This is a genomic window from Sphingomonas olei (assembly GCF_045369765.1).
Classification (GTDB): Bacteria; Pseudomonadota; Alphaproteobacteria; order Sphingomonadales; family Sphingomonadaceae; genus Sphingomonas; species Sphingomonas panaciterrae.
Map to the genome: position 1 here is coordinate 1 of NZ_JBIQEU010000039.1, position 9,121 is coordinate 9,121.

7 protein-coding genes are annotated in these 9,121 nt (G+C 64.5%); 4 read left to right on the forward strand and 3 right to left on the reverse strand.

The window, feature by feature from the left end:
• Window positions 1–97: 97 nt before the first annotated feature.
• Both ACH0BU_RS17415 and ACH0BU_RS17420 read right to left on the reverse strand, forming a co-directional pair.
• Window positions 98–2,551, reverse strand: a complete 2,454-nt coding sequence (locus ACH0BU_RS17415; protein WP_500264413.1) for a strawberry notch-like NTP hydrolase domain-containing protein — start codon at window positions 2,549–2,551, stop codon at window positions 98–100.
• A 76-nt stretch (window positions 2,552–2,627) separates the two neighbouring features.
• Window positions 2,628–3,482, reverse strand: coding sequence for a DUF7146 domain-containing protein (locus ACH0BU_RS17420; protein WP_406889464.1), 855 nt, complete (start codon window positions 3,480–3,482; stop codon window positions 2,628–2,630).
• A 537-nt stretch (window positions 3,483–4,019) separates the two neighbouring features.
• Between ACH0BU_RS17420 and ACH0BU_RS17425 the strand changes: the two genes are divergently transcribed.
• The 3 genes from ACH0BU_RS17425 to ACH0BU_RS17435 all read left to right on the forward strand — a co-directional run bounded on the left by ACH0BU_RS17425 (window position 4,020) and on the right by ACH0BU_RS17435 (window position 7,681).
• Complete coding sequence (locus tag ACH0BU_RS17425) at window positions 4,020–5,243, forward strand: replication initiation protein (RefSeq protein WP_406889613.1); 1,224 nt, start codon at window positions 4,020–4,022, stop codon at window positions 5,241–5,243.
• A 166-nt stretch (window positions 5,244–5,409) separates the two neighbouring features.
• Window positions 5,410–6,609, forward strand: coding sequence for an AAA family ATPase (locus tag ACH0BU_RS17430; protein ID WP_406889466.1), 1,200 nt, complete (start codon window positions 5,410–5,412; stop codon window positions 6,607–6,609).
• Window positions 6,610–6,658: 49 nt separating this feature from the next.
• Window positions 6,659–7,681, forward strand: a complete 1,023-nt coding sequence (locus tag ACH0BU_RS17435) for a ParB/RepB/Spo0J family partition protein (protein WP_406889467.1) — start codon at window positions 6,659–6,661, stop codon at window positions 7,679–7,681.
• A gap of 16 nt (window positions 7,682–7,697) precedes the next feature.
• Here the strand turns inward: ACH0BU_RS17435 and ACH0BU_RS17440 are convergent, their stop codons facing one another.
• A complete protein-coding gene (locus ACH0BU_RS17440; RefSeq protein WP_500264414.1) occupies window positions 7,698–8,654 on the reverse strand; it encodes a hypothetical protein in 957 nt (318 codons plus the stop codon).
• A gap of 248 nt (window positions 8,655–8,902) precedes the next feature.
• Here ACH0BU_RS17440 and ACH0BU_RS17445 point away from each other — a divergent pair, with 248 nt between their 5' ends.
• Window positions 8,903–9,082 (forward strand): hypothetical protein, encoded by a 180-nt coding sequence (locus tag ACH0BU_RS17445; RefSeq protein WP_500264415.1) that lies wholly within the window; start codon window positions 8,903–8,905, stop codon window positions 9,080–9,082.
• Window positions 9,083–9,121: the final 39 nt, after the last annotated feature.

Sequence of the window (9,121 nt, forward strand, 5' to 3'; positions counted from 1 at the left end):
GTGAAATCATGGAAAACCGAAGGAAACCTGCGTCTCTCGCCGCCACGCTCGACATAAACTGCGACTGCAAAGAATATATCTAATGTGGAGCTCCACATTACACGGCTTCACGGGGTGACAGGTCGATTTCGAGATCGGCTCGCTCGTCAGGGCTCAGCGCGTCGAGACGGCGGTCGAGGATCGATTCAGCGGTGGTCACGAGTTGGAGCACGACTGACTGGCCGTTTGCGAGATGGCCACGTACCGCCGCGATCACCGTCGGGAGCTTCATCGATAGGAGGACCTGGCCGAAGAAGCGTTGCTTGGTCGACTCGAAGCGCGAGCGGGCCGCCGCCTTGGCGCCGCTGTTCAGGGTCACGTTCTCCATCCCGTCGACGATGCCGGTGAGCTCGAGAGCCCGTTCCATGTTCTGATGGATGATCGACCAGGCATCGGCATAGGTATCATAGATCTCGATCTGCGCGGCGGTCAGCTCGTGGCGGAGGATCTCGTACTCGACGCCGGCGAAGCTCAATGCGCGCGCCATGTAGAGACCGGTCGCCTTGAGATCGCGCGCGACCAGCTCCATCGCCGCAATGCCGCCCTTTCGGATGCCGCTGATGAATTGCTCGCGATCCGCAAAGGCCGTTTCGGGCCCCCAGAGACCCAGGCGCACGGCGTAGGCAAGATTGTTGACGTCCGAGGCGCCGGTCGCGGAGGCGTAGAGCACGCGCGCGCCAGGAAGCTGGTTCTGGAGAAGAACGCCGCAGATGCCCTGCTGGGAACCTTCCTTGGCGCCCAGCGCACCCTCCCCGCCCGCGACGCCGCCCATTTCATGAGCCTCGTCGAACGCCAGCACACCTTGGAAGTCGGCGCCGGCCCAGTCGACGATCTGCTTCAGCCGGCTATGGTCGCCGCGCATCGAGCGCAGCGTCGGATAGGTGACGAGAAGGACACCCTGATCGAGCCGGATAGGCTCGTCGATCTTCCAGTTGGAGATCGGCTGAATGTCGCCGCTAAGACCGCCGAGCGCGGTCCAGTCCCGGCGCGCATCTTCAAGAAGAGGGGCGTTCTTGGTGACCCAGATGTTGCGGCGGCGGCCCTGGAGCCAGTTGTCGAGAATACAGGCCGCTATCTGCCGGCCCTTCCCGGCACCCGTGCCATCTCCAAGGAAGAAGCCCTTCCGATAGGCCTCGCCGTCCTCGGCAAGTGTCAGGCCGACACCTTCCTTGTTCGGCTTGAACCTGCCCGGGATCGTCTGCGACCAGGCATGTCCTGCATAGACGACGGTTTCGAGCTGGGCGGCGGACAGCAGCCGCTCGGCCACGGTCCGCTCGGGGAGCGAGGGGACATAGTCGGGCACCGGCGCCGGGATCGATCCCATCGCCACGGACTCGACGAGCGGGGTCGGATGCTCGCCGGCGACGTCAAAGGTGATGCGACTTGGGCGATAGGGAAGGTAGACACCGGTCTGCTCAAGCAACGGAGCCGCGGTTGCCAGCTTCTCATACTTGACGGGAAGGACGTCGTTTCGCACCGGCGCGTGATAGGGTCGAGGTTCGGGCCGGCTGCTCTTGACCGCACGAAACAGCGAGACGCCGCCCGATCGCTTGGGCGCAGGCGCCGCTTCCTCCCTTGAAACCATCGATCTTTCAGGAACACACAGCGCGTCGAGCAATTCCTCGACCGAGGATCGCTGGATGACGGCGGGCGGCGTCCTGCCCGGCAGCTTGTCGATAACGAATAGCCGGACAGCGATCGACGTGCCGTGTTTCAAGTAGCATTTCTCGAGCCGTACCGACGTCTGAACGGTGACATTGCGCAGCACGGTCTCGTACTGGTCGCGCATCCTCGCACTCGGCCCGAACCAGTCCGGCATGATCGCAACCAACCGGCCGCCCGGTCGCAAACGGCGCAAAGCGGCCTGGAGATGACGGACAGCCGCATAGTCGTCGGCGCCGCGCCCGAGCGATCGTGAGAATGGCGGGTTCATCAGGATGAGCGATGGCTGGTCTGCCGCAGCCAGAGTCGAATTGATGGTGGCCCCGTCCTCGCCGGAGACCTCGGCATCGGGAAAGAGCTGGGGCAGCCGGCCACGGCGGGCGGGATCGAGTTCATTCAGGTGGAGAGATCTATGCTGACCGATCGAGGCGACAAGCAGTCCGTTGCCCGCGCTCGGCTCGAGGACGATGTCGTCAGGCTGAACGTCGGCAAGCAGGATGGCGACGCCGGCTATGTCGACCGGTGTGGAAAACTGCTGCCATTCGAGCTGCTCCTCGCTTCGCACCGTCTGGGTGGGGAGCCTGTCCAAAAGCGCGATCAGGGCGCGGACGTCATCAAACGAGGACAGGACTGGACCGCGCGCGCGAAGGTGAAGAGCGAGCGCGTATTCGAGAACTTCGAAGCTTCTCCGCTGTGTCCACTGACCGTCGGCATCGGAGCCACCAAAGGCGGCGGCCATGACTTCATTCAGGAGGCGACGGGTGACGGCGCATTCGGAAGCGAGATGCGGAAGAAGCAGACGCGCAGCATCATGCTCGGCGCGATCGGCCGCGTGGAAGAGATCGGTCATCTGGGGTCTCCGGCGTGGCTGCACCCTTCGGCAGCATCACGCGCTCGACCCCCTCCCCTCGTCCGGCGCGACGCGCCTAGACGCCAGCCCGTTGGACGTGCGCGTCGAGCGCATCTGCCCAGTCCTTGAATCCAGCCGGTGGCGGCGCGCGATGGATGGCGCGTCCTGGTTGCCCATAGCGACCCTCTGCCCGGTCTGCAGCGCGATGGCCTTCAGGGTCGTTGTCCTCCGCGATGAGCAGGCAGTCGATCGTGATCGGAAGGGCGAGCTGATCCAGCCGCCGTGCGCCAAGCGAAGCCCAGCAGGGAATGCCGTTCAGGCGTGCGAAGGCTCCCGCGGTTTCGAACCCCTCGGCGATTGCCAGGACGGTACCTCCCTCCCCGCCACGCCATGCTCCACCTCCCGGTGTGCCAAGCATCACCTTGCGCGTGGAGCCGCCGGTTGCCGGATCGAGGAAAATCCTTTGGACGGCGACCAAGCGGCGGCCTTCGCGAACGGCGACGAGAAGGGCTGGTTCAAACACGGTACTAGGCCTGGGCATATACGGGCAGCGGGGGTGGAAGCGGATGTCGGACGGGGGCGGCATGAGGTTGCGCCGGCGGAGGTATCGCTCGGCGAGTGTCCCGCGGACCTCGAACGCCTGATCCCAGATGCGACAGACATTAGCGGTACGGGGCATGCCGGTCGCCACCGGGGAGGGATGCTCGCGATCTGGGCGGACGCGTCGTAGCTCGCGTAGAATGTCGTCCCTTGAGCAACCGGCAAAGCAGGTGACCAGGATGTCGCGATCGCCTTGCCGGATGGAGAGGCTTGGTTCGGTGTCGTTATGGGCGGGGCATCGGCACATCGCAACATAGCCGTGCCAGGTGCCGCCAAGGCTACCGACCAGGTCGACGAGGTGCTGCGTTGGTTTCCTGGCGGTGAGAGGCATGAGTTTTCTCCGGGCTCAGACGCTCGGTCCCCCTCCCCTCCTCATCTTCTCCAAAATATCTCTCAAAACCACCGCTGCGCCAGCAGCGGAGCGATTCACTGATTCCAGTGATTCTGATTCAGCGGAGGATTTGCCTCTACAATCATGGACTTATTCACGTCATCCTGACCGGATGGGGGAGGTTACCTGACCGGGTGGGGGCTTATGCCTGCCGAATCGGGGGACCTGTCCTGACCGCTTGGGGTGACCCTGTCTTCTTGGGGGCCCTACTTTTCCGCTGTTTTCCAGCGCGTTCAACCCACCCGGTCCTCGATGGCGTGAATTGTGGCGCGACTCGTGGAGTTCTGCGCTTTGAACTCCACGGATCGGCCGTTTTCATCCTGACCGCTTGGGGGCGCACCGGCACGCTCTTTCCTGTCCTGTCTTGACGTTGCAGGTCAGGTCAGGCAGCCAAGCGCTCGGAGCCTGTTTATGGATGATTCGCCGACAAAGGATGTCGAGCTAGACGACGAAGATCAAGAGCGAGCCGGCCGTGCGATGCGGGTTGCGCATGCGCTCGCTTCCAAGCAGACCGCGGAATTCGCTAAGCCCGGAAAGCTCGTCGAGGTCCGGTTTGTCAAGGGCCAGTCGCTCAGCCTGACCGCTTCACGCCTTCTCGCGTTGATGATCCTGACGGCCGGCGGCGATGCCTGGCGCGACGTGCCGCACCGGATGCGCAAGGCGGATATTCGCCGCGGCCACAAGGGCAATGAGCGCATCTCCGATATGCTGGAGGAACTGCATCGCACCTTGTTCGCAGAAGACGACAGAAGCTGGCGTGGACGAAAGGCCACGCGGCGTTTCTCACTCATCCAGATGTCGAAGGAGGAGGCCGAGGACGAGGATGGCGGCGAGAGCGGCTGGATCGAATGGGAGTTCACCCCGGACGCTCGCAAGCTAATTCAGGAATCGGAAACATACGCGGTCCTGAATAGACAGGCCGTCCTCGGCTTCCGATCGAGCTATGCGCTCAAGCTTTACGAGATCGGTGCGCTTCGCATTCACCGCCGCCAGCCGACCTGGCGCTGCGACATCACGGCTTTGCGAGCGGCGCTGGGCATAGCTCCTGACGTATATAAGGATTTCGCACAGCTGCGGCGCAAGGTCCTGCAAACCGCAAAGAGCGAGATCGATCAGCTCGCGCACTTCCGCGTGGAGTGGAAGGAAACGCGGCAGGGCAGGGCGGTGGCGGAGGTGGAATTCCGCTTTGAGGCAAAGGATGCGCCGGCGCAGATCGGCACCGTGGACGAACTGGAACGTCATTCAGCCGGGCGCCGAGCCCGTCGCGAGGGCACCGTGGAGTCCGCTCGCGCTGTTGGTGAGCTTGCAGGTGAGAAGCAGAAGGTACGGCTTCCGGTGGTCGTCACGTCCAAGGAAGCCGTGGATCAGGCCGGGGCCGTCGGTGAGGCTCCATCAGCGGAGCGAGCCTCGGCTGTGTCGAACATCGTCCGACAGGCTGCGGGGCGGATGAGGTCGGCCGACGCCGAGCGTCCGCGGGTCAAGTTCGCAAGCTTTCCTTCAGGCTCGCTGCGATGGTCGGGCGCCGAGGAGTTTCTGTCGATCGGGCGTTCCCATGGCGGGGGCTGGGACGTGGATCTGATCGCCGAAGCTTACCGGGGTCATATGGGCGATCGACTGGTGAAGCTGAGTGGGGTCAAGCTGCAGCGCTCGTGGCAGGGCTTTTGCGAGAGTTACGTCACGCGGAAGGGTCGGCCGAGCTGAAAATTGCACCGGTGCAATTTTCGCCGTGCCCTCGCTAAATCGCCCCCAGGCGGACAGGATGCCGCCACTCCTGGCCTACGCGGCTTGCGGCTTTCGAAAAACAGAGTGGCGTTGACGGAAAAGCGCAAACTGGGCATGTAATGGCTGTCTAGCGAAAGGATGGCCTATGGCGACCGCAATTGCGCGGGTTCGACCGGATCGATCCCGAATCAGCGCCCTTGCCGAGCGTTGCTCCAACATCCTCGAGAAACTTCGGGACGGGGCGCAGAGCAAGCGCGCTGACGAGCGGCGGGAACCGATCTTCACGATAGGAAAGGCGGCCGACTTGGTCGGCCGCACGCCCGCAGCCATTCGTGAGGCGGAGAAGGACGGCCGACTGCCTGAACCGGGTCGCACCGAAACCAATCGCCGTGTCGGCTACACGCTCGGGCAACTGAACGACATGCGTGGCGTGTTCGGGACCCGGCCCTGGCGGTCGGCGGACGATCCCTGTGCGGTCGTGGCCGTCCAGAATTTCAAAGGCGGAGTGGGGAAGTCCACCATCTCGGTGCATCTGGCGCAGTTCCTGGCGATCAGGGGTTATCGCGTCCTGCTCATCGACTGCGACAGCCAGGCGTCGGCGACAACCTTGTTTGGCTATGTGCCCGATCTCGATCTTCAGGAGGAGGATACGCTCTACCCGTTCCTCCGCCAGGACGAGTTGGTGAGCCTGGAATATGCAATCCGGGCGACCCACTTCGACGGCCTTGATCTCATTCCGGCGAACCTGCGGCTGTTCCAGTCGGAATACGAACTCGCAGCGAGGATGGCGCGAGGGCAGGGGGCCTTGCTCGATCGCTTGCAGCAGGGGATTGCCTCTGTAGCAGACCGCTACGATGTGGTGGTGATCGATCCGCCGCCCGCGCTTGGGGCAATTTCGCTTTCGGTCCTGCGCGCGGCGAATGCACTTGTGGTCCCGGTGCCGCCGACCGTGATGGATTTCTCCTCGACGGCCGCCTACCTCGCGATGCTCGACGAGACGATGCAGGTCCTGCTCGAGCACGGCATGGACACCGACCTTGCCTTTCTCCGCTTCGTTGCCTCGAAGGTCGATGAGAACAAGTCGATGCAGCGTGAGCTGATGGGGCTGATGGGTCAGCTTTACGGCAACGCGCTGGTCCGGACCCCGCTCAAGGACTCTGCCGAGATCGACAATGCGAGCGCGCGTCTGATGACCGTTTATGAGCTCGATGGTCCCACCACGAGCCGATCTGTGCGCGACCGGTGCCTGACCTATTTGGACGGGGTTAATTCGGAGATCGAGACGGATATCCGTTCGATGTGGCCAAGCCATGAGAGCCGCCTGAGACGAGAGGGGTTGGCATGAGGGAGGATCAAAATTGCACCGGTGCAATTTCGGATAAAGGAGAGGCGCCATGAGCGCGAAAAACCGCACGTTCGCTGCCGATCTTGCCGGCGCAATCGAGGCTCCGGCGGACCCACCGGCGCGACCTTCGCGGTTGGGGATGGGGGTGCTCGCGGGGCGCAGTACGCGACTGGCGGAGCTGGCGACCGGCTCGCTCGTCAGTCGGGCCACCGAACTCGTCGACCCTGCTCGCTGCCGGATGTGGCACGGCCATAACCGCGATTACGCAGGCCTTTCGGAAGAGCGCTGCCGGGACCTGATCGACAGCCTCAAGGCGCAAGGGAAGCAGGAAGTTCCGGCGCTGGTCCGTCGGATACGTGATGATCCGGACTTCGATTTCGAGGTCATTAGCGGCGCGCGACGGCACTGGTCGGTGAGCTGGCTGCGCAGCCACAATTATCCGGACTTCCGGTTCCTGGTCGAGATCCGGGAGCTCACCGATGAAGAGGCATTCCGGCTTTCCGATATCGAGAACCGCGCGCGCGAGGATATTTCGGACTTCGAACGTGCCCGGGATTATCTCCGGGCGCTCGGCGCCTATTACGGCGGCAAGCAGCAGGACATGGCCGAGCGTATCAACGTCTCGACGAGTTGGCTCAGTCGTTATCTCGATCTGGCGCGACTGCCGGCAGAGGTGACCGGCGCCTTTGCGTCACCGCACGACCTCGGGATCAAGCACGTTACCCAGATCAAGCCGCTGCTCAAGCCCGAGGACCGGCGCGACCGCGTATTCGCCGAAGGGCGCCGCATCGCGGAAGCGCGCAAACGGGGTGATGACGTTGCTCGCGCCCCGGCCGACGTTGTGCGCATGCTGGCGGCTGCTGCCGAGGCCCCCAAGAAGACAGGATCCCCCAAGAAGACAGGAAAGGCTGACACCACGGTCAGGACGGAGGGAGGCGCGGAGGTGCTTCGACTCGATGGCCACGGCCGGACCGGCGTCACGCTGACCCTGTTGCCGGAGGCGGGCGCCACGCGGGCAGACGCCGAGAGGGCGCTCGGTGAGATCCTCGACCGGTTCTGGCCAACGAGCTGATCGGCCGCAGCGAAGGTCAGGCCGGCGTCGGCTCGGTCATCCCGACGCCGAGACGTGCCAGGCGCTCATCGATCGCGCGCATTTCGGCGTCGAAGTCGGCTAGAACGGCGTCAAGCGCGGGACTTGGCCGAGGTGGCGCGATCGGCCGCCCGCGGCGCGCGGGTACGAAGCCGAACGCCTGCGCAAGATCCGGTGGAAGATACGCGCGCCAGCTCTGACGCCCGCTCACCTCGACGAGAAGCCCGGCTCTCGCGGCCCGCGCGAGCAGCTTGCCAGCTCCCGAGATGGTCAGGCCAAGGTGCCCGCCGACGCCGCGCGGGCTGAGCACCGGTTGGACTTGAGAGAGCGCCAGTAGGGGTAGGAGCGCGCCGGGGCGGCGGGCCTGTCCCAGTGCGTGCGCGGAGCGCAGCCTGTCGGCCTCGATCGCCTCGAGCCGCTCGAGGCCCGTTATGGCGGAGCGACGCAGCTGCTTTAGGAAGCGCCGGATGATCGCGTCTGCCGCGTCCGGCTGCAGCCGCAGGGCCTTGTCAGCCCATGCCAGATTGGGAAGCGGGCGATGCGTCACCCCGAGATCGTGGAGTAGCGCCGGGAGCGCCAGCCAAGGCACGCTGGTACGGTCTGCACGCGCATGCCGGGCGATAAGCTCGAGCGCGCGCAGGAGCAGCGGCCGCTGGCCCCAGTCGGCCGGGGGATCGAAGCTGAAGGGGAGGGCCTCGCGCCAGTGCCGCGGACCGCGCCTTGCGAGGCTCTCGTGCCACGCCGCGAGGGCGGCGAGATCGTCGCCGAAGGTCGGCAGGAGTGATCGCGAGGGCAGGGGAAGGCCGCAGGCTTGGCCGAAAATATCGATTTCGTCGATCTCGACCCCTTGCCCCCGCAGCGCCTCACCAAATCCGCTCCACGCAGCGCGTCGGGTCCACGCCGAGGCGCAATGGCTGGCGGAAATCCGTGCATCGAGACGTGCAATGGCGGCCATCGTGGTTTCGAGTTCGTACGCTAGCCCGTGAGTCCAGGCTGGCGCGGAAAGATCGGGATGACGGCGAGCCATGCCTGATAGTATCCGCAAACATTGCCCAGCGTCTAGCGTGGGCGCACACCTGCTGTTGATAATGGACCCTTATCAACACCCTATTGTTGGCGCTTCTATATGAAGGTAAGGAATACGGGCCGGCACACGGTGCGCCGGTGCGCCGCCTGTCGCGGCCAACCGGGACGAAAAGCAGCGTGTACGACCATCTCAGCGATCTCGCCCAGCGGCTCGGCCGCCACATGGCCGAGCATAGCCCCAAGGGCCTGCCGACGCATTTCGGCGATGAGTTGCTTGAGGCGTTCCCGAGCGAGACCCGGAAGACCTTGGGGACGGCGCTGAGCAGCCCCCACCGGGTGGTCCGGGTTGATTGTTAGTGCATCGTCGTCTCCGCCGCCATGGCCGGCTGGAGGTGG

Bases quoted from the DNA above. Each gene is read 5' to 3' on its own strand.
- ACH0BU_RS17425 (WP_406889613.1), top strand. From the start codon at position 4,020: ATGCGGGTTGCGCATGCGCTCGCTTCCAAGCAGACCGCGGAATTCGCT.
- ACH0BU_RS17435 (WP_406889467.1), top strand. From the start codon at position 6,659: ATGAGCGCGAAAAACCGCACGTTCGCTGCCGATCTTGCCGGCGCAATC.
- ACH0BU_RS17420 (WP_406889464.1), bottom strand. From the start codon at position 3,482: ATGCCTCTCACCGCCAGGAAACCAACGCAGCACCTCGTCGACCTGGTC.
- ACH0BU_RS17430 (WP_406889466.1), top strand. From the start codon at position 5,410: ATGGCGACCGCAATTGCGCGGGTTCGACCGGATCGATCCCGAATCAGC.
- ACH0BU_RS17440 (WP_500264414.1), bottom strand. From the start codon at position 8,654: ATGGCCGCCATTGCACGTCTCGATGCACGGATTTCCGCCAGCCATTGC.
- ACH0BU_RS17415 (WP_500264413.1), bottom strand. From the start codon at position 2,551: ATGACCGATCTCTTCCACGCGGCCGATCGCGCCGAGCATGATGCTGCG.